A 25953-nucleotide genomic window follows, 5' to 3' on the forward strand; every position below is an offset into this window, starting at 1 on the left:
ATCGGGCCGGCCGGTTCGCGGGCGGCCTCCCGGGGGCGGTGGGTGACCGGGTAGCGTGGGCCGACGGTCGCGCAGGTTCGGGCAAGTCGGAGAAGGAGTACCGGTGACGGAGCACGGACGAGGCGGCGCCCCCCAGCCGGGTGCCCCGTGGGGTCCGGACCCCGCCTACCCGCCGCGACCGGAGCAGGCGCACGGCGCGCAGGGCCCCGAGCCCACCGGATACCCGGAGTACCCCGGGCCTCCCGGGTACCCGGGCGCGCCCGGGCAGCAGGCGGCCGCGCCGGGGCTCCCCGCGTACGGCTACCCGCAGCCCGGCGAGCCCGGCGGCCCCGCGTGGGAGGCGTCCGGCCACGCGGCCCCGGGGTACGGCTATCCGCCGGCCGGCCCCGGGCACGTGGTCGGCCCCGGGTACGAGGGCCCGGGCGATCCGCACGGCTACGGCTACCCGCCGCTGCCCGAGGCGGTCACCCAGTACATCCCGCCGGTGCCCCCGGGGCCGGGCGGCGCGGGCGAGGACGCCACGCAGTACATCCCGCCGGTCCCGGCGGGGCCGGCGCACGGGGAGGCGGCCACGCAGTACATCCCGCCGGTGCCCGCGGGGCCGGGCGGCGCGGGTGAGGACGCCACGCAGTACATCCCGCCGGTGCCGGCGGGGCCGGCGCACGGGGAGGCGGCCACGCAGTACATCCCGCCGGTGCCGGCGGGGCCGGGCGGCGCGGGTGAGGACGCCACGCAGTACATCCCGCCGGTGCCGGCGGGGCCGGGCGGCGCGGGTGAGGACGCCACGCAGTACATCCCGCCGGTGCCGGCGGGGCCGGCGCACGGGGAGGCGGCCACGCAGTACATCCCGCCGGTGCCCGCGGGCCCCGGGCCCGAGGAGCCGGCGACGCAGTACCTGCCGCCCGTCCCGGCCGGCCCCGCCGCCGAGTTCGACGGGCTGTTCCGCGGCGAGGACGCCGCCGGGCAGACCCGGCACCTGCCCCCGGTCCAGGAGCCGGTGCTCCGGCAGCAGCCGCCGCGCCCGTACCCGCCGAGGGCGCAGGGCCCCGTAGCGCAGCAGCCGTACCCGCACCCGCAGCAGGGCCACCCGCGGAGCCATCCGCAGCAGCAGTTCGCGCCGGTCCCGCCCCCGCAGCCCGCCCCGCGCCGGGTCTCCCCGGGCATCATCGCCGCCGTGGTCATCGGCCTGGCCGTCGTCGGGCTCGGAGTCGGCTCGCTGCTGGGCGACGGCAAGCCGCAGAACAACGACCCGGGCGCGGCCCCCGTCGCACCCACCGGCGCCTCGGCGGCGGCCGGCGGCGGCGAGGCCCCGGTCGACCCGGGCGGTCCGCAGGCCGTCCAGCTCGACAAGCTCCTCGCCGACAGCAACGACAGCCGGGCCGCGGTGATCAAGGCCGTGGAGGACATCAAGACCTGCAGCAACCTCGACCGGGCCGCCTCCGACCTGCGCGACGCGGCCCGCCAGCGCGAGGAGCTCGTCACCCGCCTCGGGGAGCTCAAGGTCGACCAGCTCCCGGACAACGCGAAGCTGAACGCGGCCCTCACCAAGGCCTGGCAGTCCTCGGCCGCGGCCGACAACAGCTACGCGGCGTGGGCGCAGGACGTGACCGGGCCCGACGGCTGCAAGGACGGCAAGGCCCGCTCCACCGACAACGCGGCCGCCGGCAACCGGGCGAGCGGCGACGCGACGAAGGCCAAGGAGCAGGCCGCGACCCTGTGGAACACGATCGCGGCCAAGTACTCCCTCACCAAGCGGGACAAGTCGCAGCTCTGAGCCCGCCCGCCCCGGGCGGTCAGGCCGCCCGGGGGGCCTGCTCCAGCGTGGGCGTCATGTCCATCGACTGCTCGCCCGGCTGGGCGACGAGCCGGCCGGCCTGGACGACCTGGAAGGCGACCCGGCCGTTGACCATGCGGGGGAAGCCGCCGACGGCGCGCATGTCCGCGTAGCGCCAGCCGAGGTCGGGGGTGAGGCCGCCGGTGGGCACGGCCGCCGACTGGTTGAGCATCCGCGCGACCTTGCGGCCGGTGATCTCGTCGCCCGCCTTGAACCGGCCCACGATCTCGTTCAGCACGGTGTACGCGATCCAGGTGGTCTGGGTGCCGCTGTCGTCGGGGTCGACGTCGTCGTCGCCGAAGGCGAAGTCGGAGATCACCGAGCGCATGGGCGCCCAGGCGGGGTCGGTGGACACCGGGTACCAGCTGGTGACCAGGGCGCCCTCGAAGGGGCTGTCCCGGCCGCCGGTGCGGTCGACCAGGGACTGGCCGACGCTGCCCAGGACCGAGGAGATCTGCGGGTTGCGGTGCTGGGTGTCGGCCCGCCGGAAGGCGTCGAAGAAGGTCTCCGTCCGCTCGCCGAGCACCGCCGTCACGCACCCCTTCTCCTTGGCGTCCTTCGGGTCCTTGGCGTCCTTCCCGCCGGTGCCGCCGGTCGCGGCCGCCAGGGCGTCGCGGGCCTGGACGGCGAAGTCGGCGGAGTCCTCGGCGGCCCGGATGTCGGAGGCGTCGCCCGCCTTGTTGGCGCGCAGCCCGGCGTTGAGCAGGATCGGCAGCGAGTCGCCCGCGGGCGTGTCGGGGCGCACCAGCGCGACCTGGGAGCAGGTGCGGCCGAGCTGGTGGCCGGCGCCGGCGAGGAGGACCGGCTGGCCGCCGTTGACGGGGTAGGACAGCGTCGACTGGAACTCCTCGGCGGAGACCCCGTACCCGCCGATGAAGGGGATGCCCTCGGCCTCCAGCGGGGCCATGAAGGCGCGGCCGTGCTGGCTGTAGGAGCCGACGACGGCGACGGCCTTCTCGGTGATGGCCTTGCGGGCGCAGTCGGCGGCGCCGGTGGGGGTGTTGCGCTCGTTGCAGGTGAGCACGCGCAGCTTGTGGCCGTTGATGCCGCCCTTGGAGTTCACCCACCGTTCGTAGGCGCGGGCCATGGCGGGCATGCCGGGCATGTTCGTCGCCTGGGTGCCCTCGGGCGCGAAGGTCATGACGGTGAGGGTGTCCCCGGAGCCCCCCGGGCCTCCGGGGACCACCCCGCAGCCGGCGGCGAGACAGGCACCCATCGCCGTGGCCAGGAGCGTGCGGGAGAGGAATGCTGCGCGTTGCCGATCGGTCATGTCCATGCACCATTCCGCCCCACGGGTAACTGAGGTGTGAGGTGTCCACAACATTCGGTGACGTCGAGGTGAATGGCCGGGGCGGTCGCCGTCGGGGTGCGGGGCGCGGGGGTCCGCTCGGTCCGGGGGCGGCCCGGGCGCCTCATGATCGCGGCGTACGGGAACGTACGATCGAAAGCGTGACATTCGCCCAAGGTTCGAAGAACTCTTCCCGCCGCGGCGGCCGCTCCTCCACCATGGGCGGCATGCCCCTCAACGACATGCCGTGGTGGCGCTGGCGCGGCAACGTGCGCTCGGCGCTGCACATGCTCTCCGACCCGGTCTTCCACGAGGAGACCTGGCTCGCCGGCGCGGAGGGCTACGGAGACGTCACCGACGCCGTGTACCGGCTGGTCGAGGACACCTGGCTCGACAGCTGGTCCGCCGAGAAGTACGTCGGCACGATCTTCCGGGACTCGCAGGAGGCGGCCCTGGTGGACCTCGCCGTGCTGCGCGTGCTGCGGATACTCCACCAGGTCGGCCCGGACGCGCCCGTCTCCGCCTTCCTCGAACACCACGCGTGGCCCGAGGCGGTCCGCGCCGCGCGCGAGGCCCACGTACGGCTGGCCACGGCGGACGGGGAGGACCCGGACGTACGGCCGCGCTCGCTGGAACTGCTGAGAATCCTCACGCGTACGGTGTGAAAGGCTGTGGGGTCATGAGCGACCACCCACAGCCCGAGGCCCAGGCCCGCCCCCAGCAGTTCGTCCTGACCGTGTCCTGCCCCGACAAGCAGGGCATCGTGCACGCCGTGTCGAGCTACCTCTTCATGACCGGCTGCAACATCGAGGACAGCCAGCAGTTCGGCGACCGGGCCACCGGCCTGTTCTTCATGCGGGTGCACTTCGAGGCCGAGGCACCGGTCACGCTGGAGAAGCTGCGGGCCAGCTTCGCGGCCATCGGCGACTCGTTCCGGATGGACTGGCAGATCCACCGCTCGGACCAGCGGATGCGGATCGTCCTGATGGTGTCGAAGTTCGGGCACTGCCTCAACGACCTGCTGTTCCGGTCGAGCATCGGCGCGCTCCCGGTCGAGATCGCGGCCGTGGTCTCCAACCACACCGACTTCGCGGAGCTGGTCGGCTCCTACGACGTCCCGTTCGTGCACATCCCGGTGACGAAGGACACGAAGGCGGCGGCGGAGGCCGAGCTGCTGGAACTGGTGCGCAGCGAGAACGTCGAGCTGGTGGTGCTGGCCCGGTACATGCAGGTGCTGTCGGACACCCTCTGCAAGGAGCTGAGCGGGCGGATCATCAACATCCACCACTCGTTCCTGCCCAGCTTCAAGGGCGCCAAGCCGTACCACCAGGCGCACGCGCGGGGCGTGAAGCTGATCGGCGCGACCGCCCACTACGTGACGGCCGACCTCGACGAGGGGCCGATCATCGAGCAGGAGGTCGAGCGGGTGGGGCACGAGGTGACCCCGGACCAACTGGTCGCGATCGGACGGGACGTGGAGTGCCAGGCGCTGGCGCGGGCCGTGAAGTGGCACAGCGAGCACCGCGTCCTGCTGAACGGCGCCCGTACGGTCGTCTTCGCGTAGCCCGCGCGGGCCGGGGCCGGGGGCCGGTGCCGGCCCGCCCCCGGCCCGAGCCCCGCGGGCCCCCGGCTCCGCCGGGCACCGGGCTCCACCCGGACCCGCGCCTCACACGCCGGCGGGGCTGGGAGGGGCGGGCCGGGGGTTCGGTCGGGGCCGTGGGGTCAGGCGTCCGGGGCTTCGACCCCGCAGTAGCCGGCGAACGCCGCCAGGATCTCGTCCTCCGAGATGCGGCCGTCCCCGTCCGTGTCCAGCGCCGTCGCCACCTGCGTGGCGAGCTCCGCCGGGGTGCCCAGCACGTGCAGCGCCCGCGCCGCGCCCGGCGCCGTCGCGCCGACGCCGCCCTCGTCCGCCACCGCGATCACGGCCCGCAGGAACGGCCGCGCGATCTCCGCGAACCGCTCCGGACTGTCCCGCAGCCGCTTCGCCGCGCCGGTGATGAACTCCTCGCGGGACACCCGCTGGTCCCCGTCGACGTCCGCGATGCCGGCCAGCCCCTGCCAGAAGGCCTCGGCCCCGGCGAAAACGGCCTGGCCCTTGTCCGAGCGGGCGGTCACCCCGAATTCGGCCAGCACCGCCCTCGCGGCCGAGCTGAAGTCCTCCCGGTCGATATAGCCGGAGCCGTCCTGGTCGAAGGTGGCGAATCGGGCGGCGATCTTGCGCTCGTATTCTGCGCTGTCCATGTTAGGCGTTCCGCCTTCACGTGTGCGGTGGGTACAGATCAAGACAAGGCAGGAGCGTAAGGCCTTCGTGGCCTGCGCGTTAAGCGAAGCGGTCAAGCAGGTGGCCGCATCGAACCCGCGCACGGGGAGCGCGGTGGGGCGCGTACGCGTGTACCCATGTGCCGGGGTCCGTAACGCCGTTCGTACGGCGATCACACGTCGGCCCGCATCTATCACGCGTGGCGCGATTCAGGGGCAAGGTTCGTCCAAAACACGCGCACATGGCCCCGTGCCCACTACATTCGATCCGTCGACACACGGCTGGGGGCACTATGCCGAAGGACGTACCACCGCGCTGGGACCGCCGCATGCAGCAGCGGCTCGCCCGCGGTGAGGCCGCCGCGCTCGGTGAGCTGTACGACCGGTTCGCCTCGCTCGTGCACGGCCTGGCGCACCGGGTGCTCGGTGACGAGAAGGCGGCCGACCGGATCACCCGCGAGGTCTTCGGCTACATCTGGGAGAACCCGGACGCCTACGACCCCAAGCAGGGATCCATGCGCTCCTGGGTCGCCCGGATCACCCAGGGCCAGGCGGTGGACCGGCTCCGGCAGGCCGAACTGGGCCGCGGATCGCGCGAGGAACTGGAGCAGAAGGTGCGCACTGCCCACGCGGCCGCCCGCGCGGACTACATCGTGACGTCCATGCCCGCACCCCTGCGCGCGGCCCTCGAACTCGCCTACTTCAAACGGCGCGACTACCGGCAGGCCGCCGCCGACCTCAAGATCAGCGAGGACGAGGCGCGGCGCCGGCTGAGACTCGGGCTCCAACTGCTCTCGACCGCGCACACCTTCCCGCAGGAGGACACCGCCCGGGCCGGGTCCGGGCCGGGGCCCTTCGGCCCGTCCGGATTCGGCCCGCCCCGCTACGGATCGGCCCGATGAGCGGCCCCGCGGAGTGGGCCGGGGACGGTTACGGGAGCCCCGTCGGCCCCGTGTGGATACCGGGGCCGCGCGACGCCGCCGAGGACCCGGACCCGGGGCGCGCGCCCCGGGTCTCCGGACGGCCCGAGCCGGTCGCCGACCCGGTGGCCGAGGACGCCGACCCGGTCGCCGAGGCCGCCGCGGAACCCGTGGCGCTGGCGGCGGACCCGGCCCGGGCCGCGAGCGGGGCCGTGCCCGCGGTGCCGCTCACGCACGCCGTGCTGAAGTCCCTGCTCGGGGCGTGGGCGCTGGCCGCCTGCTCGGCGGCGGAGACACGGGCCGTGGAGGACCACCTGACCGAGTGCGCGCCCTGCGCGGAGGAGGCGCTGCGGCTGCGCGACGCGGTGGGCCTGCTGCAGCCCGAGGAGAGCCTCGACCTGAAGCCGCTGCTGCGGTCGCGGGTGCTGGAGGACTGCCTCGGCAAGCGTCCGGCCCGGATCCCGGTGCCGGGCTGGGCCGCCCCGTACGACACGGAGACGGCGCGGCTCGACGCGCTGCTGCGGGACTTCGGCGACGCCGAGTGGCAGACCCCGGTGCGGCTGAAGTGGTTCGAGGAGGAGCGGCGGCGCTCGCGCTGGACCACGGTGGCGGGGGTGATCGGCCACCTGCTGACGGTGGACGGGCTGGTCGCGGCGGCCCTCGGCCTCGACGACCCGCTGGGCCCGGACGCACCGAAGGGCGCGGACCCGGCCGCGCGGACGGAGCGCTTCTGGGAGTCCTCGGAGCAGCCGGCCGGCCGCGAGGTCCGCGAACCGTGGCGGGACCAGGGGCACACGCTGGTCCGCACGGTCTCCTTCGCGGGTGGCGGCGTGGCCGAACTGGACGTGGACTACGGCGGCTTCGCGCTGCCGCTCGCGGACGCCTTCCTGGAGCGGGCCTTCGAGTGCTGGGTCCACGCGTGGGACATCGCGGAGGCGGTGGACTACCCGTACGCGATGCCGACGGGCCCGCACCTGCACCGCATGATCGACCTGGCGGCCCGGCTGCTGCCGGGCGCGCTCGCGGCGCGCCGCAGGGCGGGCCTGGCCGCGCCCGCGCGGGGCCTGGTCGCGGCGGGTGCGCCGGGGCGCACGCTGCACCTGGAGATCGAGGGCGCGGGCGGGGGCGGCTGGGACATCGCGCTGGACTCGCCGGCGGCCAGTACGTCGGCGGAGCGGACCGTGGCGGAGATCGCGCTGGACGGGGTGGAGTTCTGCCAGTTGGCCGCGGGCCACATCGCGCCGGAGGAGGCGGCCGCGGGGCAGCACGGGGACCGGGAGGCGATCCGGGACGTGCTGCTCGCGGCGGCGTCCCTGAGCCGGCTGTAGCCTCCCGGCGGGGTGGCGGTGCGGGCTCCGGGCGCGGGCCGGCGCCGTCCGACCGTGCCGGCACCTTCGGCCTCGCCGGCGTTCGAGGCGCGGGTCCGGGCGGTGCCCGGTGCCCGGCGGAGCCGGGGTGGGCCGGTGCCGGGGCGGGTCGTCGTCCGGGATCGCGTGATGGATGGCGTCCGCTCCCGGCTTCGGTCCTTGCGGCCCTGTGTACGCCACACATCACGTGTTACGTCCCGGACCGGCACCCCACCCCGTCCCCGGCCCCGTCCCCGGCCCCGTCCCCGTCCCCGGCCCCGGCCCCGGCCGGCGCGGGCCCGTAGCGCTGGGGCGCGGCTCCCCGCGAGGGGTCAGGCGAAGCGTTCGCGGAGGCGGTACTTGAGGACCTTGCGGAGGGCTTCGTTGCGGGGGAGGGAGTCCAGGAGTTCGAGCTGCTCCGGGAGTTTGTGCGGGGACAGGCCCTGGGCGCGGAGGTGGGCGGTGAGGCGGGGGAGGGTCAGGGGGGTGGCGCCCGGGGGTTGTTCGACGACCGCGCAGACGCGTTCGCCGCGTTCCGCGTCGGGGAGGCCGATGACGGCGGCGTCGGCGACGTCCGGGAGCAGGTGGAGGAGGTCCTCGATCTCCTTGGCCGAGATGTTCTCGCCCTTGCGGATGATGACGTCCTTGCTGCGGCCGGTGAGCACCAGGTAGCCGTCCGGGGTGAGGCGGCCGAGGTCGCCGGTGATCAGGTAGCCGTCGGCGTCGAAGACCTCCGCCGACCGGCCCCGGTTCAGGTACCCCTGGCAGACGGCCTCGCCGCGCAGCCGGACCTCGCCGTCGGTGCCGGGCGGCAGCGGGGTGCCGTCGGGGGCGGTGATGCGGATGGACATGCCCTCCGGGGGGCGGCCCTCGGTGGTGGCGAGGTGGTCCGGGGTGTCGTCGGGGGCGCCCATGGTGATCATCGGGACTTCGGTCATGCCGTACCCGTGGGTGAGCTGGCAGCCCATCTCACGGACGACGGCGTGGTAGATCTCGGGCGGTTTGGGGGCGCCGCCGCCCGCGAGGAGGCGGAGGGTGGGGATGAGCGGGGTGCCGGGGTCCTTGCGCTGTTCGGTGAGGAACATGGAGTAGAAGGCGGTGGAGCCGCCGGCCACGGTGACGCCGTGGCGGCGGTAGCCGTCGAGGGCGCCGGGCATCGCGAACTTCTCGAAGAGGACGGCGGGGAAGCCGTAGAGCAGCAGCATGACGGTGTAGTCGGGCCCGGCTATGTGGGCGAAGGGGAAGGCCATGGAGCCCACGTCGGTCTCGGTCAGGTGCAGGGCGTGGGCCAGGCAGGAGCCGCCGGCGATCAGGGAGCGGTCGGTGTGCAGGACGCCCTTGGGGTCCGAGGTGGTGCCGGAGGTCCAGTAGATCCAGCGGACGCCGGTGCCGGAGGCGGGGGGCGGGGGCAGGACGGCCGGGTCGCCGTCCGGGAGGTCCTCGTACGCGTCGAAGACGCCGCGGGCGCCGAGCCGGGCGGCCATGGCGGGGTAGTCGTGGCCGCGCCAGACGCCGGGGACGGCGAAGTACTCGGCCCGGGACTCGCGCAGGGCGAAGCCGACCTCGCGGTCGCGGTAGAAGGGGATGACGGGGGACTGGACGGCGCCGAGGCGGGCGAGGGCGACCGAGAGGAGCACCGTCTCGATGCGGGTGGGCAGTTGCCAGGCGACGACGGTGCCGGGGCGCACGCCCATGCCGTACAGGCCCGCGGCGACGCGGGCGGCGCGGTCGCGGAGCTCGCCGAAGGTCAGCCGGCGGTCGTGCGCGGGGTCCTCGGCGGCTTCGACGAGGACGGTGGTGTCGGGGGTGAGCGCGGCCCGGCGGGCGACCAGTTCCCACAGGGTGCGGGACCGGCTCAGTTCTGTGGCGGTGTCCGTCATCCCAGACCTCCCCATAGCTGACGGATAGTCAGATCAAGCGCAGAGCGTAGGGCTCCGGCGCTTGTCGGTCCAGGGGTGGCGGGGCTAGCTTGTTTCTGACGATCCATCAGATTGGGGAGACGGTCATGGAACTGGATTTGCCTCGGATCATCAGCGTCGACGACCACGTGATCGAGCCCGCCCACCTGTTCGACGTCTGGCTGCCCGCCAAGTACCGCGACCGCGGGCCGCGTCCGCTCACCGCCGGCATCGGCGAACTCCAGTACACGGGCGGCAAGTACGTGATCACCATGGATCCCGACGGCCCGCCCACCGACTGGTGGATCTACGAGGACCTGAAGTTCCCGTACAAGCGCAACATCGCAGCGGTCGGCTTCGACCGCGACGACATGACGCTGGAGGGCATCACCCGCGAGGAGATGCGCCGCGGCTGCTGGGACCCCAAGGCGCGGCTGGATGACATGGACCTCAACCACGTCGAGGCCTCCCTGTGCTTCCCGACCTTCCCGCGCTTCTGCGGGCAGACCTTCGCGGAGGCCCACGACAAGGAGGTGGCGCTCGCCTGCGTGCGCGCCTACAACGACTGGATGGTCGAGGAGTGGTGCGGCGACAGCGGCGGCCGGCTGATCCCGCTGTGCATCATCCCGCTGTGGGACATCGACCTGGCGGTCGCCGAGATCCGGCGCAACGCCGCGCGCGGGGTGCGGGCGGTGACCTTCTCCGAGATCCCGACCCACCTCGGGCTGCCGTCGATCCACTCCGGCTACTGGGACCCCTTCTTCGCCGTCTGCCAGGAGACCGGCACCGTCGTCAACATGCACATCGGGTCCTCCTCCCAGATGCCCGCCGCCTCCCCCGACGCGCCGCCCGCCGTGCAGGCCTCCCTCAGCTTCAACAACGCGATGGCCTCGATGATGGACTTCCTCTTCAGCGGGGTCCTGGTGAAGTTCCCGACCCTCAAGCTCGCCTACAGCGAAGGCCAGATGGGCTGGATCCCCTACGCCCTGGAGCGGGCCGACGACGTCTGGCGCGAGCACCGCGCCTGGGGCGGGGTCCGCGGACTGGTCCCCGAGCCGCCGTCCACCTACTACTACCGGCAGATCTTCTGCTGCTTCTTCCGCGACAAGCACGGGATCGCCTCGCTCGACGTGGTCGGCCGCGACAACGCCACCTTCGAGACCGACTACCCGCATGTGGACTCGACCTTCCCGCACACCAAGGAGGTCGCCCTCGACCACGTCGAGGGACTGGACGAGGAGACCGTCTACAAGCTGATGCGCGGCAACGCCATCCGCATGCTCGGCCTCGACCTGGACCGCTGATGGACCTGACCTACACCGAGGAGGAGCAGGACTTCCGGGCCGCACTGCGCGCCTGGCTCGCCAAGGTGCTCCCCGCACTGCCGCCCGCCCCCTCCCCGGACGACTGGCCGGGCCGCCGCGCCCACGACGCGGGCTGGCAGCGCCGGCTCTACGACGCCGGGTACGCGGGCCTGCACTGGCCGGTCGACGCCGGGGGCCGCGGCGCCACCCCCACCCAGCACCTGATCTTCCTGGAGGAGACGGAGCGGGCCGGGGCCCCGTACGTCGGCGCGAACTTCGTCGGGCTGCTGCACGCCGGCCCCACCATCGCCGCCGAGGGCAGCGCGGAGCAGCGGGCGCGCTGGCTGCCGCCCGTCCTGCGCGGCGACGAGATGTGGTGCCAGGGGTTCAGCGAGCCCGGCGCGGGCTCCGACCTGGCCTCCCTGCGCACCCGCGCGGTGCGGGACGGGGACGCGTACGTGGTGACCGGCTCGAAGATCTGGACCTCGCACGCCGAGGTCGCCGACTGGTGCGAGCTGCTGGTGCGCACCGATCCGGACGCCCCCCGGCACCGCGGGATCTCCTGGCTGGCCCTGCCGATGGACGCGCCGGGGGTGACGGTGCGGCCGCTGCGGACGCTGGCCGGGTCGGCGGAGTTCGCGGAGGTGTTCCTGGACGAGGTGCGGGTGCCGCTCTCGCACCGGGTCGGCGCGGAGAACGACGGCTGGCGCGTCACCATGGTGACGCTGTCCTTCGAGCGCGGCACCGCCTTCGTCGGCGAGGTCGTCGCCTGCCGCCGCACCCTGGAGGGCCTGGCCCGCACGGCGCGGGCCAACGGCCGCTGGGACGACCCGGTGCTGCGGCGCCGGCTGGGCCGGCTGTACGGGGAGTTCGGCGCGCTGTGGCGGCTCACGCAGTGGAACGTCAGTGCGGCGGAGCGCTCGGGCGGGGTGCCGGGCGTCGGCGGCTCGGTCTTCAAACTCGCCTATTCGCACGCCCGGCAGGAGCTGTACGAGGCGGCGGCCGAGGTGCTGGGCGCGGACTCCCTCGTCCTGGACGCGCGGTGGACGCCGGACCGGCTCTCCTCCCTGTCGTACACCATCGCCGCCGGCACCTCGCAGATCCAGCGCAACATCGTCGCCGAGCGCATCCTCGGCCTCCCGAAGGGCCGGTGACGGGGCATGCACTTCCAGCCGACCGAGGACCAGGAGGCGCTGCGCGCCGGCGTACGGGCCCTGCTGGCGGGGCGGTACGGGCGCGAGGAGCTGCGGGCGGCGGTGGACGGCGGGCCGGTGGTGGACCGGGCGCTGTGGCGGGAGCTGGGCACGGCCGGGTTCTTCGCCCTGCGGCTGCCGGAGTCCGCCGGGGGCGTGGGGCTGGGCCTCGCGGAGGGGGTCCTCGTCTTCGAGGAGGCGGGGCGGGCGCTGCTGCCCGGCCCGCTGGTGGCCACGCACCTGGCCGCCGGGGTGGTGCCGGGCGCCGCCGAGGGCACGGCGGTGGTGACCGCCGGCGACCTGGACGGGGGGCTGGTGGCGTACCTGGCGGAGGCAGACGCGGTCCTGGGGGCGGCCGGGCCCGGGGTGCCGGCCGGGGAGCCGGTGCGCTCGGTGGACCCGCTGACCCCGCTGCACCGGGTGGCGGCGCCGGGCGAGGTGGCGCCGTACCGCACGGCGGGAGCGCTGCTGACGGCGGCGCTGCAGGTCGGGAGCGCGCTGCGGACGCTGGAGCTGGCGGTGCGCCACGCGGGCGAGCGGGAGCAGTTCGGGCAGCCGATCGGTGCGTTCCAGGCGGTCAAGCACCTGTGCGCGGGGATGCTGGTGCGGGCCGAGGTGGCCCGTACGGCCGTCTACGCGGCAGCGGTCACCGAGGACGCGGGGGAGGTCGCGGCGGCCGGGCTGCTGGCGGACGAGGCCGCCGTACTGGGGGCCCGGGACTGCCTACAGGTGCACGGGGGGATGGGCTTCACCTGGGAGGCGGACGTCCACCTGCACCTGAAGCGAGCCTGGGTGCGGGCCCGGCAGTGGCGGACCGCGGAGCAGGCGGAGGAGCTACTGGCGGCGGAACTGCTGGCCGGGGCCGGCCCGCCGGGACCGGGTGACGCGCCGTGACGGAACGGCCCGGGCGGGCACGGGAGGGACACCGCGGGACGCATGTCCGATTACAGAGAGTTGATATCGGTTTGTGTCCTTCGGGGGCCCCCTTACGGACCGGAGTCGGGGGCCTGCTCCGGTACGCTCCCACGCATGCGGGCGGTTGAGCGGCGAAGGCGCCGCACAGTATGCACTACGCCTACTCCATCGCGCGGGAATATGCCCGAAGCGCTTGTTGTGGTGACTGTACGTCAACCAAGCTGCTCCGCACGGGGATCACGCTGGGTGATCCCATCCCGTCGCGAGGCGAAGTGTCCGCCGGTTCGGATGGTGTGAGCGGTGCAGGTGCTTCAGGTTCAGCTGGAGGTAGGACCGGACCCCGCCGAGGTCGGCCGGGCGCGCCGGTGGGCCAGGTCCCGGCTGGCGGGGTCGGGCATAGGGGTCGACGAGCCGCTCGCCGAGACGCTGATCCTGCTGATCTCGGAACTGGTGACCAACGCGGTCGTGCACACGGGCTGTCCGGCCGTGCTGCGGATGCTCTTCGGGGGGCCGGGGGTGCGGGTGGAGGTCGCGGACGCGAGCGACCGGGCGCCGGCCCGGCGGCAGGCCGCCGGGGACGACACCGGGGGCCGGGGCCTGGAGCTGGTGGACGGACTGGCGGACCGGTGGGGATGGCAGCGCGAGGGCGCGGGCAAGCGGATCTGGTGCGAGGTCGACCGGGCGCAGCAGGTGGCGGCGGGGGAGCGCGCCCCGGACGGGGCGCCGGAGATTCACACGTCGGGGCGGGAACCGCGCGTGTACCTCTAACGAGGTGTTGACGATCCGTCACCTCTTGATCACCCTGGTGGGGAGCGATTCGACGCGAGGGGACGCCAAGGGAAGGCCTTGACGAGTGCGGGTCGCGGGGTGGCGGCCGCCGTGCCGCGCTCGGGGCGCGCATGCGCGCCGCCGCCACCCGCAGGTCAGCGCCGCCGGCGGCCGCGGTCCCGGCCGCGGTCCCGTTCCCGCTCGGGCGTCACAGGACGGCCACCGGGGCCACGGGGGTGCCCACGGCGCCGACGAAGGGTTCCGGCATGGCGGAGAGCAGGAACGCGTACCGGTTCTCTTGTGCACAGGCTGTGGACAACTTTTCGAGATTCCAGTTCTGGCCCTGGTGCATGCCCATCTCGACCAGGTCGAGCGCGTGCACCGGCAGCCAGAGGTCCTCGATCTCCGGCGGGAAGATCTCGAAGGTCAGGGTGTCGTTCGCGACCGCCGCCACGTCGCGCGCGTGGAACCACTCCGGGGTGCGGACGGACAGGCCGGGGGACGGGAAGCCGTACCCGTGCTTGTCGCCCGCCAGATAGACCTGGACCTGGCCGGTGCGGACCAGGACGATGTCGCCCGCGCGGACGGCGACCCCGCCGAACTCCTCGGCCTCGGAAAGGTCTTCGGGGGTCACCGCGTGGCCGCCCGCCAGCCGGTCCAGGCCCTTGGCGCGGGCCACGTCCAGCAGGACGCCCCGCGAGACGATGTGCCCGGCCTTGTCGATGCCGCTGAACGAGGCCCGGCCGTGGGCGGTGATCGAGTCGGCGGGGCGGCCGTTGTAGATCCGCCCGGAGTGCGAGACGTGCGTCAGGGCGTCCCAGTGGGTGCCCGCCTGGAGGCCCATGGTCACCGCGTCGTCGCTGCAGGCCACCGTGCCCGGCCCGAAGATCTCCTGGTTGATCTGGACCATCGTGTGCAGCGGGTTGACGCGGCCGGGGATCAGGCCGGCCTGCACCCCGTCCTCCTTGAGGGGCAGGGCCAGGGGGACGCGGCGGCCGGTGCGGATCTCGCGGGCCGCCTCGCGGACCACGGCGTCGGTCACCAGGTTCAGCGTGCCGATCTCGTCGTCGGCGCCCCAGCGGCCCCAGTTGTTGACGCGCTTGGCGATGGCGTGGAACTCGGCGGGCAGGGACATGGGGCTCATCAGCTCCTTGCGGGTGCGGGTGCGGGTGCGGGTGCGGACCGCGGATCGCGGATCGCGGACCTCGGGCGGGCGGCCGTCGGCGGGGGCGTCCCAGACGGGACCCGACGAGGGCTTGTGCGGGGGCGTCCGACTGCCCCTAGAATCTAACGGTCCGTCAGAAAACGCGGGAAGGGGCCGGACGTGGGGAACTTCTTGGCAGGCAGGGTCGTCGCCGTCACGGGCGCCGGCCGGGGCATCGGGCGGGCCGTGGCACGCGCCGCCGCCGCCGAGGGCGCCCGGGTCGTCGTCAACGACTACGGCGTCGGGATCGAGGGCGGCGAGCCCACCAGCGAGATAGCCGAGGCGGTGGTGAAGGAGATCGCGGCCGCGGGCGGCGAGGCCGTCGCCGTCGCCGACGACATCTCCACCATGGCTGGCGGCCAGCGCATCGTCGACACGGCCCTGGCCCACTACGGGCGCATCGACGGCGTCGTCTGCGTCGCGGGCATCCTGCGCGAGCGGATGCTCTTCAACATGTCCGAGGAGGAGTGGGACCCGGTGGTCGCCACCCACCTCAAGGGCACCTTCACCGTCTTCCGCGCCGCCTCCGCCGTCATGCGCCGGCAGGGCTCCGGCACCCTCATCGGCTTCACCAGCGGCAACCACCAGGGTTCGGTCGCGCAGGCCAACTACAGCGCCGCCAAGGGCGGGGTCATCTCCCTCGTCCGGTCCGCGGCCCTCGGCCTGGCCAAGTACGGGGTCACCGCCAACGCCGTCGCACCCGTCGCCCGCACCCGCATGTCGGCGGGAGTCCCCATGGAGCTCAAGGAGATCGGGGAGCCCGAGGACGTCGCCGCGCTCGTGACCTACCTGCTCAGCGACCGGGCCGTCGCCACCGGCGGCGAGAGGATCACCGGGCAGGTCTACACGATCGCCGGCCCGAAGATCGCCGTCTGGGCGCAGCCGCGCGAGCTGCGCGCCGGCTACGCCGAGGGCTCCTGGACCCCCGAGCGGATCGCGGACTTCCTGCCCGGCACCGTGGGCACCGACCCGATGCCCATGCTGGCGCAGCTGGAGGCCATGGCCAAGGCGGCGGCCGCCAAGGACCGCCCCAACGCGTAGGGAGCGGCGTGGACTTCAGCTTCGGGGCCGAGGACGGGGAACTGCGCGCCCGGGCCCGCGCATGGCTCACCGGGCACCTCGTGGGCCCGTACGCCGACGCCGTCGGCCTCGGCGGCCCCGGCAGCGAGCACGAGGAGGTCCCGGCCCGCCGCGCCTGGGAGCGCGAGCTGGGCCGCGGCGGCTGGATCGGGCAGGGCTGGGACGCCCCGGACGGCGCGTACGGGCAGCGGCGGCTGTCCCTGACCGGGCAGGTGGTGTGGGCCGAGGAGTACGCGGCGCTGCGCGCCCCCGGCCGGGTCGGCCACATCGGCGAGAACCTCCTCGCGCCCACCCTGCTCGCGTACGGCAGCCGCGAGCAGCAGGGCCGCTTCCTGCCCGGCATCGCACGGGGCGAGGAGCTGTGGTGCCAGGGCTACAGCGAACCGGGCGCCGGGTCCGACCTCGCGGCCGTGCGGACCCGCGCCGTACGGGACCGGGCCGACGGCCGGTACCGCGTCACCGGGCAGAAGATCTGGACCTCGCTGGCGGGGGACGCCGACTGGTGCTTCGTCCTCGCCCGCACCGAGCCGGGCTCCCGGCGCCACCGGGGGCTGTCCTTCCTGCTGGTGCGGATGGACCAGCCGGGGCGGGTCGAGGTCCGGCCCATCCGGCAGATGTCGGGGACCTCGGAGTTCAACGAGGTCTACTTCGACGGGGCCGAGGCGGACGGGGCGGTCGGCGCCGAGGGCGACGGCTGGACCGTGGCCATGGGCCTGCTCGCGCTGGAGCGCGGGGTGTCGACGCTGGTCCAGCAGATCGGCTTCGCGGCCGAACTCGAACGCGTCCTGGCCGCGTACGCCGCCTCCGCCGAGGCCGGGGACCCGGTCCTGCGCGAACGCCTCGTACGGCAGTGGGCCGAGCTGCGCACCATGCGGTGGAACGCGCTGCGGACCCTCGGAGACGGGGGCGGTCCCGGTGCGCCGAGCGTGGCGAAGCTGCTGTGGGGCGGCTGGCACAAGCGGCTCGGCGAGCTGGCGGTGGCGGTGCGGGGCGCGGCGGCGACGGCGGGGCCGGCGCCGTGGGCGCCGGGGCTGCCGTACGAGCGGGGCCTCGACGAGGGCCAGCGGCTGTTCCTGTTCACCCGGGCCGACACCATCTACGGCGGCTCGGACGAGATCCAGCGGAACATCATCGCCGAGCGCGTGCTCGGCCTGCCTAAGGAGTCCAGGTGAGAGGCGTCGTGTTCGACGGCAAGCAGGCCCGGGTGGTCGACGACCTGGAGATCCGCGACCCCGGCCCGGGGGAGGTGCTGGTGGCCGTCGCGGCGGCCGGGCTGTGCCACAGCGACCTGTCGGTGATCGACGGGACCATCCCCTTCCCGCCGCCGGTGGTCCTCGGGCACGAGGGCGCCGGGGTGGTCGAGGCGGTCGGGGCGGGGGTCGCGCACGTGGCGCCCGGGGACCACGTGGCGCTGTCCACGCTGGCCAACTGCGGGGCGTGCGCCGACTGCGACCGGGGACGGCCGACGATGTGCCGCAAGGCCATCGGCAGGCCGGGTCAGCCGTTCTCGCGGGGCGGCGCCCCGCTGTTCCAGTTCGCCTCGAACTCGGCGTTCGCGGAGCGGACCCTCGTCAAGGCCGTCCAGGCCGTGAAGATCCCCGCCGACGTGCCGCTGACCTCGGCGGCGCTGATCGGCTGCGGGGTGCTGACCGGGGTGGGCGCGGCCTTGAACCGGGCGAAGGTGGACCGCGGGGACTCGGTGGTGGTCATCGGCACCGGCGGCATCGGACTGAACGTCCTGCAAGGGGCCCGGATCGCGGGGGCCACGACGATCGTCGCCATCGACGCCAACCCGGCGAAGGAGGCGGTGGCCCGGCAGTTCGGCGCCACGCACTTCATCGACGCCTCGGCCGTCGCCGACACCTCGGCCGCGGTCCGCGAGGTGCTGCCGACCGGCGCCGACCACGCCTTCGAGTGCGTGGGCAGCGTGAAGCTGATCCGGCAGGCGGTCGACCTCCTGGACCGGCACGGTCAGGCGGTCCTGCTCGGCGTGCCCGGCTTCAAGGAGGAGGCGTCGTTCCTCGTCTCGTCGATGTACCTGGACAAGACGATCATGGGCTGCCGGTACGGGTCCGCGCGCCCCCAGCGCGACATCGCCCTGTACGCCGAGCTCTACCGGCAGGGTCGGCTGCTGCTGGACGAACTGGTCACCGAGGTCTACCCGGTGGAGGACTTCGCGAAGGCGGTGGACGACGCCCACCACGGGCGGGTGGCCCGGGGGGTCCTCACCTTCTGAACGCGGCGGCCCCCGCCCGCGGGGCCGCTCCGGGCGGGCCGGCCGGGCCCGGTGCGCCGGCCGGCCCGCCCGGAGCGCGTCGGCCGGCGGTTCGTCCGGCTCAAGGCCGAGCGGTCCCGGCTGCCGGGTCGGCGGGGTCAGTCGCCGAAGCGGCCGAAGCGGCCCCGGTGGAAGAGCAGGGGGTCGCCCTCGCCGTCGGCGCCCAGGGCCAGCACGCGGCCGACGACGATGAGGTGGTCCCCGCCGGTGTGGACGGCGTGGATCCGGCAGTCGATCCAGGCGGGCACGGCGTCGAGCTGCGGCGATCCGGTGACGGGGGCGGGGGAGTGGGCCACCCCCGCGAACTTGTCGGCGCCGCTGACGGCGAAGGAGCGGCACAGCCCGCCCTGTTCGGCGCCGAGGATGTTGACGCAGAACACCCCCGCGCGGGCGATCCGCGGCCAGGTGGTCGACGTACGGGCCACCATGAAGGTGACCAGCGGCGGGTCGAGGGAGAGCGAGGCGAAGGACTGGCAGGCGAAGCCGGCCGGGCCGTCCTCGTCCGCGCCCGGCGGCGCCGTGATCACCGTGACCCCGCTGGCGAAGTTCCCCAGGACCGCCCGGAACTCGCCGGGGCCCACCGGCGCGCGCTCGTCCGCCCCGACCGCCCGCAACTCGGGCGGGGGCAGGGCCTCGACGGGCTCCGGGCCCGGGAGAGGGGAGCCGACCGACCTGAGGTACCGGACGACGGTGGCCGCCATCCCTACGTGTCCCATCACACTCCGATTGAACCTGACGGTACGTCAGATGGGAAGGGGTGCCGCGGTGCGGGCCCGGGCGCGGCCGTGCGTGCGCCGTCCGCGCCCCGGCGGCGCGTCGTACCGCCGCGTGCGGCGCGCCGCCGTACGGGTGAATCCGGCCGCCCGGGGCGGCCCGTACGCCCGTGGTGTCGCGGGGGCCGGTCATCGTGGCTGCGACCGCGTACGCCGTACTTTCGGGAGGACCCCCATGCTCGGCACCGACTTCCGTACCGGATCGCCCAACTGGCTCGACCTCGGCAGCCCCGACACCGCGGCGGCCGCGACCTTCTACGGGGCCGTGCTCGGCTGGGAGTTCGTCCCGGCCGGACCGCAGGCCGGCGGGTACGGCTTCTTCCAGGTCGGGGGCAGGACCGTCGCCGCGATCGGACCGCTGACCGAGGAGGGCGCCTCGTCCGCCTGGATGACCCACTTCATGACCCCGGACGCCGAGGCCACCGCCCGCGCGGTGCGGGAGGGCGGCGGCCGGGTGCGCACGGAGCCCGGGGACGTCATGGACGAGGGCCGCCTCGCGCAGTTCACCGACCCGCAGGGCGCCGAGTTCGCGTGCTGGCAGCCCGGGAAGACGGCCGGACTGGGGCTGACCACCGCCGAGAACACCCTGCTCTGGGTGGAACTGCACGTCCCGGACCCGGCCGCGGCCATCGGGTTCTACGCCGGCCTGTTCGGGTGGCGGTCCGCCGAGATGCCGACGCCCGGGATGACGTACCGGGTCCTGAGCATCGCCGACGGGGACCAGCAGGACGGCTCGTTCGGCGGGGTCGCACCGCTGGGCGAGGGAGCGGGAGAGGAGGCGCGCTGGGTGCCGTACTTCCACGCGGCGGACGTGGACGCGACGACGGAGCGGATCACCGGGGCCGGCGGGTCGGTGCTGATGCCGGGCGCGGACGTGCCGGACGTCGGCCGGATCGCGTGGGCCGCGGACCCGGCGGGAGCGGTGTTCGCCCTGCTGAAGCCGGATCCGCGGCAGGCGTAGGAGCTGCCGTTCGGACGCTGCCGTCCGGGGGTCCGGTTCAGCGGCCCCGGTAGGTGGGGGTGCGGCGCTCCACGAAGCCGGCCACGCCCTCGGCGGCGTCCGCCGTGGTCATGTTGATCTCCTGGGCGGCGGCTTCGGCGGCCAGGGCGGCGGCCCGGTCGCCGTCGAGGGAGGCGTTGACCAGCTGCTTGGTCAGGGCCAGGGCCCGGGTCGGGCCCTGGGCCAGCCGCTGCGCCCAGGCGCGTGCCGTCTCCTCCAGGGCGTCGCCGGGCACCACCTTGTTCACCAGGCCGAGCCGCTCGGCCTCGGCGGCCGGGACGGCATCGCCGAAGAACATCAGCTCCTTGGCCTTCTGGGGGCCGACGAGACGGGGCAGCAGGTAGGCGCCGGCGCCGTCCGGGACCAGGCCGCGGCGGACGAACACCTCGATGAAACGGGCGCCTTCGGCGGCGACGACGAGGTCGCAGGCGAGGGCGAGGTGGGCGCCGATGCCGGCGGCCGTGCCGTTGACGGCGGCGATGACGGGCTTCTCGCAGTCCAGGACCGCGGTGATCAGGCGCTGCGCGCCGAGCCGGATCATGCGGGCCACGTCGCCGGCGACGCGTTCGGTGGGGGCGGAGGCGCCGGGGGGCGCGCCGCGCAGGTCGGCTCCGGCGCAGAAGCCCTTGCCGGTGGCGGTGATCACGACGGCCCGGACGTCGGGGTCGGCGGAGGCCGCGCCGAGCAGCGCGATGACGCGTTCGCGCTGGTCCCGGGTGACGGCGTTCATGGCCTCGGGCCGGTTGAGGGTGATCCAGGAGACGCCGCCGTCGGTGCGGTGGAGGACTTCGTCCTCGGGGGTGGGGGCGGGGGCGGGAGCTGCGGGGGGCACGGGGGCTCCTTGCGGTGTCGACTGCGTCGGTCCGGGGCGCGTGGCGCGGGCCGGCCGTTTCGGCTTCGCGGGCGTGAGGCTCGGGTCGTGGGCCCTTGGCGGGGGCCGGCCGGTCCGGCCCCGTCGGCGTGTGAGGCGCGGGTCCGGGCGGGGCCGGTGCCCGGCGGGGCTCGGCCGGGCCGGGGCGCGCCGTCCAGCCCCGCCGGGAGGTCAGCGGCAGAGGGCCAGGGCGTCCAGGGCCACCGCGCCCTGCCCCCGGGGGAGGACCATCAGGGGGTTGATGTCCAGCTCGGAGAGTTCGTCGCCCAGTTCCAGGGCCATCCGCTGGATCCGCAGGATCACCTCCACCAGGGCGTCCACGTCCGCCGGAGGTGCCCCCCGCACCCCCTCCAGCAGGGCGTGCCCGCGCAGTTCCGTCAGCATCCTGCGGGCCTGGTCCTCGCCGAACGGCGGGACGCGGACCGCGGCGTCGTGCAGGACCTCGACGAGGACACCGCCGAGGCCGACGGTGACGGTGGGGCCGAAGAGGTCGTCCTGGGTGACACCGACGACCATCTCCACGCCGCGTTCGATCATCTGGCAGACCAGGATGCCGTCCAGCGGCACGTTCTCGTAGCGGGCGATGTCGGTCAGTTCGCGGTACGCGTCGCGGATCTGGCTCGCCGAGGTCAGGCCGACCTTGACCAGGCCGAGCTCCGTCTTGTGGGCGAGCTGGGGGCCCGAGGCCTTCATGACGACCGGGTAGCCGACGAGCCCGGCCGCCCGCACGGCCGCCGCCGCGCTGGTCACCAGTTGCTCGCGCGGGACCCGTATGCCGTAGGCCCGCAGGAGCTGTTTGGCGGCGTGTTCGCTGAGCTGCTGGCCGGGGCGCATCAGGGCCTGGGCCTTGCGGAAGGACGGGGAGGGGGTGCGGGGGGCCTCGTCGAAGGGGGAGCGGTAGGAGGCGGTGAAGCGGTGGTGGCCGAGGTAGGCGCGTACGGCGGTGATGCAGTTGCCGAAGGTGCGGAAGGTGGCGACGCGGGAGGAGCCGAGGAGGGTGGTGCGGTAGGCCTCCTCGGTGCCGACGGGGGAGCCCCAGATCACGCAGACCAGCTTGTCGGTGGCTTCGGCGGCGTCCACGAGGTCCTGGGCGAGCCGGTCGCTCATCGGGGGGAAGGGGCCGGTGATCGGACAGATCAGGACGCCGACGGAGGGGTCGGCGAGGATCGAGTCGATGATCTTGCGGCCGCGCCAGTCGCCGACGGGGTGACCGCCGTTGTCGACGGGGTTGGCGACGTCGAGGTAGTCGGGGATCCACTGGTGGAGCTCGCGCTGCCGGGCCTCGGAGAGGGTGGGCAGGGTGAGGCCGGCTTCGGTGGCGAGGTCGGAGAAGTGGGCGCCGGTGCCGCCGGATATGGAGTAGACGACGACCCCGTCGGCCACCGGCTTGCGGGCCCGGGCCAGCAGGGCTGCGGTGTCCTGGAGTTCGTCGAGTCCGTCGACGCGGATGACGCCGAACTGCCGCATGGCGGCGTCGACGACGGTGTCGGCTCCGGTCAGCTTCCCGGTGTGGGAGGCGGCCGTCCGGGCGCCGGTCTCGGTGCGGCCGACCTTGACGGCGACGACGGGGACGCCGTTGCGCGCGGCCCGGTCGGCGGCGAGGAGGAAGGAGCGGCCGTCCTTGAGGCCCTCGACGTAGCAGGCGATGGCCCCCACCTCCGGCCGTTCGGCGAAGTACGAGATGAAGTCGGAGGTCTCCAGGTCGGCTTCGTTGCCGGTCGGCGCCCAGTGGGAGAGGCGGATGCCGAGCTCCTGGAGGGTGTAGACGGGCCGGCCCTGGTGGCCGGACTGGGTGATGAGGGCGATGGCCGGGCCGTCGAGGTCCTCGCGGAACTCCTGGAAGGCGTTGAGGTTGGTGTTGGGGCCCAGGAGGCGCAGGCCGGAGCGTTCCACGGCGGCCGTGAGCCGGGCCTGGGCGAGGGCGCCCTCGTCGCCGGTCTCGGCGAATCCGGAGGCGAAGGCGACCGCGAACTTGACCTTGGTCTCGGCCAGTTCCTCGATGACGGGGAGCGGGTCGGCGACGAGGAGGACGGCGAGGTCCACCTGTTCGGGCAGGTCGGCCACGGAGGCGTGGCAGGGCCGGCCGAAGACGGCGGTCCGGGTCGGGTGGACCGGATGGATGCGGGCGCCCACCCGCTCGGCCCAGGCGACGAGCTGGCGGGTGATGCCGGTGTTCGGCCGGCCCTCGGTGTCCGAGGCGCCGATGACGGCCACGGACTCGGGCCGGAAGAACCGGTCCAGGTCGGGCACATCGGCGTGCAGGGGCCGCCCGCTGACGTCCAGGGCGGGCGCGTCCTCGGCGGACGGTGCCGCCGTCGAGTGGACGGCCGTCCTGGGGGTCTCCCCGCAGGCCTCGACACGTGCGCGGAAGTCGGTGGTGAGGGTGCCGTGAGTAGATCCAAGCATCGTTCCGCCCGCTCCTGCTCGATGAACCTCAATAACTGACGCGTAGTCAGATTACTGAACTGACGTGCCGTCAGGAACAGGGCTGCGCAGGAAAGGTGGTGGAGGTGGTGTGTGGAACGGTGCCAGACGGTGCCCGGGCGGGTCCAGAGTGCCGTTCAGGCCGTCCGGCGCACCTGTCGCGCCACCGCCTTCGCGATCCGTTCGGCGTCCAGGGCCATCTCCCGGAACATCCCGCTGATGGGGTTGGAGAAGCCGGTGAAGTGCAGTCCGGGCGCCCCGGCGGCGGTGCGGGCGCCGTGCGTACGGGGCCGGCCGCGCGCGTCGAGCACCCCGAGGTGGCCGACCAGGCCCTCCAGGGCGCGCCGGTAGCCGGTGGCCGCGATCACCGCGTCCGGTGCGATCCGCGCGCCGTCCGCCAGCACCACCTCCGCGCCGTCGAAGGAGTCCACCGCGGCGACCGGCTCCACGGCGCCCCGGCGGACCGCGTCGATCAGGCCGACGTCCTGCACCGGGATCGCCCCCTGCCGGACCCTGCTGTACAGGCCGGTCGCGGGCCGCGGGAGGCCGTGCGCCGACAGGTCCGGGACGGAGGCGCGCGCGACGAGCGCCCCCAGCCGGTCCACGAGCCGTACGGGCAGCCGGCGGACGAGGATGCCGGTGCGCTGGGCCGGCCAGCCGGCGGTGGAGCGGCGGACGATGTGCGGGGCGGTGCGCACGGCGAGCCTGACCCGCGCGGCCCCGCCCTCGGCGAGGTCGACGGCTATCTCGGCGCCGGTGTTGCCGACGCCGACGACCAGGACGTCCCGGCCCGCGTACGGGGCGGGGTTGCGGTAGCCGGCGGCGTGCAGCAACTCCCCGGTGTAGCCGTCCCGGCCGGGCCACGCGGGCAGGGCGGGGGTGTGGTTGAAGCCGGTGGCGACGACGACGGCCGCGGCGGCCAGCACCCGGCCGCCACTGGCGTGCAGGGTCCAGCCGTGCCCGTCGGGGGCCCGCTCGACGCGGATCACCTCCACGCCGGTGACGAGTTCCAGCTCGTGGTGCTCGGCGTACTTCTCCAGGTAGCGCACGACGTCGTCGCGGGAGACCCAGCGTCCGAAGCGGCGCGGCATGGCCAGGCCGGGCAGGGCGGACAGGCGGCGCGTGGTGTGCAGGTGCAGCCGGTCGTAGTGTCCGCGCCAGGAGGCGCCGGGCGCGTCGGACTTCTCCACGACGACGGCCCGGACCCCGCGCGAGCGCAGTGCGGCGGCGGCCGCGAGGCCGCCGGGACCGGCGCCGATGACGTAGACGGGGCGCGGCTGGGTGGTCAGGTCTGGTGCTGCGGGGGCTCCGGGCATGAGGAGTGAGCGTATCGCCACGCTGGGTTGATGGGTCTCGGACGAGGAGGGAATCGATTGCGGATCGATCACGGGCGGGGTGTTGGGGACGGGCGCGGGTGCGGGGGCGGGCGTTTCGGGTGCGGGTGCGCGGCGGAGTGCGTTGGGGGGCTTGCGGGGAGGGGCGGTCATCCGTTGAACTGACGTACCGTCAGATTCATGTGGTGTGGAGGGGTGGAGGGCCGCCGATGCAGACCGTCTGGCTCAGTGGGGCCGAATGGCTCGCCGTGCTCCGGATAGGCCTCGGCCTGTGGTGGCTGGAGAGCTGGCGGCACAAGGACAAGAAGGGCTGGTTCGAACGCGGTACGGGCATCGCCTGGGCCGCCGACATCGCGGGCAAGCACCGCTGGGCGTTCGTCAAGGGCGGCTTCGACACGGTGGTCCGGCCCCGGCCGAAGCTGATCGCCCACGTCGTCGTCCACGCCGAACTCGCCCTCGGCCTCGGCCTGGTGCTCGGATTCCTGACCCCGGTCGCACTGGTCGGCGGACTGCTGCTGAACCTGCTCTACCTGGTGCTGATGATCCACGACTGGGCCGAGCAGGGCCAGAACGCCATGATGGCCCTGATCTCGCTCGTGACGCTCTTCGCCGTCGGCTGGCAGACCTGGTCACTCGACGCGGCCCTGGGGCTCTTCCTGTGACCGGCGCCCGGTACGACCTCCCGGAGACCGACGACTTCACGCGCCCCTACTGGGACGCCGCCGCCGAAGGCAGGCTGCTGCTGCGCCGGTGCGCGGAGTGCGGGCGGGCGCACCACTACCCGCGCGAGTTCTGCCCGTTCTGCTGGGCGGGGGAGGACCGGGTGGCGTGGGAGGCGGCGAGCGGGCGGGCCGTGCTCTACACCTGGTCGGTGATCCACCGCAACGACCTGCCGCCCTTCGGCGACCGCGTCCCGTACACGGCGGCCGTGGTGGACCTGGCGGAGGGGCCGCGGATGATGACGCAGGTCGTCGACTGCGCGGCGGCGGACCTCGCGATCGGCATGCCGCTGACGGTGGCCTTCCGCGAGACGGCCCCCGGCATGACGGTCCCGGTCTTCCGTCCGGTGGCCGCCGGCCCTCCCCGGGAGGACTGACCTCGGGTGGGCCGCATGCCCGGGGGCCGGCGCGCCGGCGCGCCGGCGGGGGTGGGGCGGTCGCGGGTCGCCGGTAGCGGGTCGCGGCCGTGCGCCGAGGCGACGGGCCCGGCCGCCCGCGGGCTCACGGCCCGTACGGCCCTACGGGCTCGCGGCCCTCACGGCCGTCCG

Annotated in this window: 23 protein-coding genes; 15 read left to right on the forward strand and 8 right to left on the reverse strand. The window is 74.4% G+C overall.

The features are described 5' to 3' along the window. Nucleotides 1-103: 103 nt before the first annotated feature. On the forward strand, nt 104-1774 hold the full coding sequence (locus tag CP968_RS18960) for a hypothetical protein (RefSeq protein WP_244330575.1): 1671 nt from the start codon (nt 104-106) through the stop codon (nt 1772-1774). Between the two features lie 19 nt (nt 1775-1793). Here the strand turns inward: CP968_RS18960 and CP968_RS18965 are convergent, their stop codons facing one another. Continuing rightward, nucleotides 1794-3104 carry an ABC transporter substrate-binding protein gene (locus tag CP968_RS18965; RefSeq protein WP_150519142.1) on the reverse strand — a complete coding sequence of 437 codons (1311 nt, stop codon included), beginning with the start codon at nt 3102-3104 and terminating at the stop codon, nt 1794-1796. 236 nt (nt 3105-3340) lie between these two features. Here CP968_RS18965 and CP968_RS18970 point away from each other — a divergent pair, with 236 nt between their 5' ends. Together CP968_RS18970 and purU are read left to right on the forward strand one after the other, a co-directional pair. Then, the gene (locus tag CP968_RS18970; RefSeq protein ID WP_150521989.1) at nt 3341-3787 is read left to right on the forward strand and encodes an SCO4402 family protein; all 447 of its coding nucleotides are present in this window, start codon (nt 3341-3343) and stop codon (nt 3785-3787) included. Nucleotides 3788-3801: 14 nt separating this feature from the next. Beyond that, nucleotides 3802-4686 carry a formyltetrahydrofolate deformylase gene (gene purU / locus CP968_RS18975; RefSeq protein ID WP_150519143.1) on the forward strand — a complete coding sequence of 295 codons (885 nt, stop codon included), beginning with the start codon at nt 3802-3804 and terminating at the stop codon, nt 4684-4686. A gap of 158 nt (nt 4687-4844) precedes the next feature. Here the strand turns inward: purU and CP968_RS18980 are convergent, their stop codons facing one another. Further along, a complete protein-coding gene (locus tag CP968_RS18980; protein ID WP_150519144.1) occupies nt 4845-5363 on the reverse strand; it encodes an EF-hand domain-containing protein in 519 nt (172 codons plus the stop codon). A gap of 311 nt (nt 5364-5674) precedes the next feature. Here CP968_RS18980 and CP968_RS18985 point away from each other — a divergent pair, with 311 nt between their 5' ends. Both CP968_RS18985 and CP968_RS18990 read left to right on the forward strand, forming a co-directional pair. Continuing rightward, nucleotides 5675-6283: a sigma-70 family RNA polymerase sigma factor gene (locus CP968_RS18985; RefSeq protein WP_150519145.1), complete on the forward strand. Its 609-nt coding sequence runs from the start codon at nt 5675-5677 to the stop codon at nt 6281-6283. Continuing rightward, entirely contained in the window at nt 6280-7629 is a 1350-nt protein-coding gene (locus CP968_RS18990) for a maleylpyruvate isomerase N-terminal domain-containing protein (protein WP_150519146.1), read from the forward strand. The genes CP968_RS18985 and CP968_RS18990 overlap by 4 nt, the downstream gene beginning before the upstream one ends. Nucleotides 7630-7979: 350 nt before the next feature. Here CP968_RS18990 and CP968_RS18995 read toward each other — a convergent pair whose 3' ends face one another. Further along, nucleotides 7980-9527 (reverse strand): class I adenylate-forming enzyme family protein, encoded by a 1548-nt coding sequence (locus CP968_RS18995; protein ID WP_150519147.1) that lies wholly within the window; start codon nt 9525-9527, stop codon nt 7980-7982. Between the two features lie 125 nt (nt 9528-9652). Between CP968_RS18995 and CP968_RS19000 the strand changes: the two genes are divergently transcribed. From CP968_RS19000 to CP968_RS19015, 4 genes are all read left to right on the forward strand, one after another. Beyond that, nucleotides 9653-10849 (forward strand): amidohydrolase family protein, encoded by a 1197-nt coding sequence (locus CP968_RS19000; RefSeq protein WP_150519148.1) that lies wholly within the window; start codon nt 9653-9655, stop codon nt 10847-10849. Beyond that, a complete protein-coding gene (locus CP968_RS19005) occupies nt 10849-12003 on the forward strand; it encodes an acyl-CoA dehydrogenase family protein (protein ID WP_150519149.1) in 1155 nt (384 codons plus the stop codon). The genes CP968_RS19000 and CP968_RS19005 overlap by 1 nt, the downstream gene beginning before the upstream one ends. Nucleotides 12004-12009: 6 nt before the next feature. Continuing rightward, entirely contained in the window at nt 12010-12936 is a 927-nt protein-coding gene (locus CP968_RS19010; protein WP_150519150.1) for an acyl-CoA dehydrogenase family protein, read from the forward strand. A 321-nt stretch (nt 12937-13257) separates the two neighbouring features. Continuing rightward, nucleotides 13258-13725, forward strand: a complete 468-nt coding sequence (locus tag CP968_RS19015) for an ATP-binding protein (RefSeq protein ID WP_150519151.1) — start codon at nt 13258-13260, stop codon at nt 13723-13725. Between the two features lie 208 nt (nt 13726-13933). Here CP968_RS19015 and CP968_RS19020 read toward each other — a convergent pair whose 3' ends face one another. Then, nucleotides 13934-14860 (reverse strand): cyclase family protein, encoded by a 927-nt coding sequence (locus CP968_RS19020; RefSeq protein ID WP_150521990.1) that lies wholly within the window; start codon nt 14858-14860, stop codon nt 13934-13936. A 189-nt stretch (nt 14861-15049) separates the two neighbouring features. Between CP968_RS19020 and CP968_RS19025 the strand changes: the two genes are divergently transcribed. From CP968_RS19025 to CP968_RS19035, 3 genes are read left to right on the forward strand one after another with little or no spacing between them, the layout of a single operon-like run. Beyond that, the gene (locus CP968_RS19025) at nt 15050-15970 is read left to right on the forward strand and encodes an SDR family NAD(P)-dependent oxidoreductase (protein ID WP_150519152.1); all 921 of its coding nucleotides are present in this window, start codon (nt 15050-15052) and stop codon (nt 15968-15970) included. 8 nt (nt 15971-15978) lie between these two features. Next, entirely contained in the window at nt 15979-17181 is a 1203-nt protein-coding gene (locus tag CP968_RS19030; RefSeq protein WP_150519153.1) for an acyl-CoA dehydrogenase family protein, read from the forward strand. After that, a complete protein-coding gene (locus CP968_RS19035) occupies nt 17178-18245 on the forward strand; it encodes a Zn-dependent alcohol dehydrogenase (RefSeq protein ID WP_150519154.1) in 1068 nt (355 codons plus the stop codon). The genes CP968_RS19030 and CP968_RS19035 overlap by 4 nt, the downstream gene beginning before the upstream one ends. Before the next feature lie 137 nt (nt 18246-18382). Here the strand turns inward: CP968_RS19035 and CP968_RS19040 are convergent, their stop codons facing one another. Beyond that, on the reverse strand, nt 18383-18985 hold the full coding sequence (locus CP968_RS19040; RefSeq protein ID WP_150521991.1) for a flavin reductase family protein: 603 nt from the start codon (nt 18983-18985) through the stop codon (nt 18383-18385). Between the two features lie 247 nt (nt 18986-19232). On the opposite strand from CP968_RS19040, the gene CP968_RS19045 reads away from it, so the two are divergent. Next, the gene (locus tag CP968_RS19045; protein ID WP_150519155.1) at nt 19233-20018 is read left to right on the forward strand and encodes a VOC family protein; all 786 of its coding nucleotides are present in this window, start codon (nt 19233-19235) and stop codon (nt 20016-20018) included. Between the two features lie 37 nt (nt 20019-20055). Here CP968_RS19045 and CP968_RS19050 read toward each other — a convergent pair whose 3' ends face one another. From CP968_RS19050 to CP968_RS19060, 3 genes are all read right to left on the reverse strand, one after another. Beyond that, nucleotides 20056-20787 carry an enoyl-CoA hydratase/isomerase family protein gene (locus CP968_RS19050; RefSeq protein WP_306419877.1) on the reverse strand — a complete coding sequence of 244 codons (732 nt, stop codon included), beginning with the start codon at nt 20785-20787 and terminating at the stop codon, nt 20056-20058. 312 nt (nt 20788-21099) lie between these two features. Then, entirely contained in the window at nt 21100-23334 is a 2235-nt protein-coding gene (locus tag CP968_RS19055) for an acetate--CoA ligase family protein (RefSeq protein WP_150519157.1), read from the reverse strand. A 155-nt stretch (nt 23335-23489) separates the two neighbouring features. Further along, complete coding sequence (locus tag CP968_RS19060) at nt 23490-24668, reverse strand: flavin-containing monooxygenase (RefSeq protein WP_150519158.1); 1179 nt, start codon at nt 24666-24668, stop codon at nt 23490-23492. Between the two features lie 227 nt (nt 24669-24895). On the opposite strand from CP968_RS19060, the gene CP968_RS19065 reads away from it, so the two are divergent. Next, complete coding sequence (locus CP968_RS19065) at nt 24896-25348, forward strand: DoxX family protein (RefSeq protein ID WP_150519159.1); 453 nt, start codon at nt 24896-24898, stop codon at nt 25346-25348. Next, nucleotides 25345-25782 (forward strand): Zn-ribbon domain-containing OB-fold protein, encoded by a 438-nt coding sequence (locus tag CP968_RS19070; RefSeq protein WP_189828821.1) that lies wholly within the window; start codon nt 25345-25347, stop codon nt 25780-25782. The genes CP968_RS19065 and CP968_RS19070 overlap by 4 nt, the downstream gene beginning before the upstream one ends. The last annotated feature ends 171 nt before the right edge of the window (nt 25783-25953 follow it).

Origin of the sequence: Streptomyces subrutilus (genome assembly GCF_008704535.1) — a bacterium.
Lineage (GTDB): Bacteria > Actinomycetota > Actinomycetes > Streptomycetales > Streptomycetaceae > Streptomyces > Streptomyces subrutilus.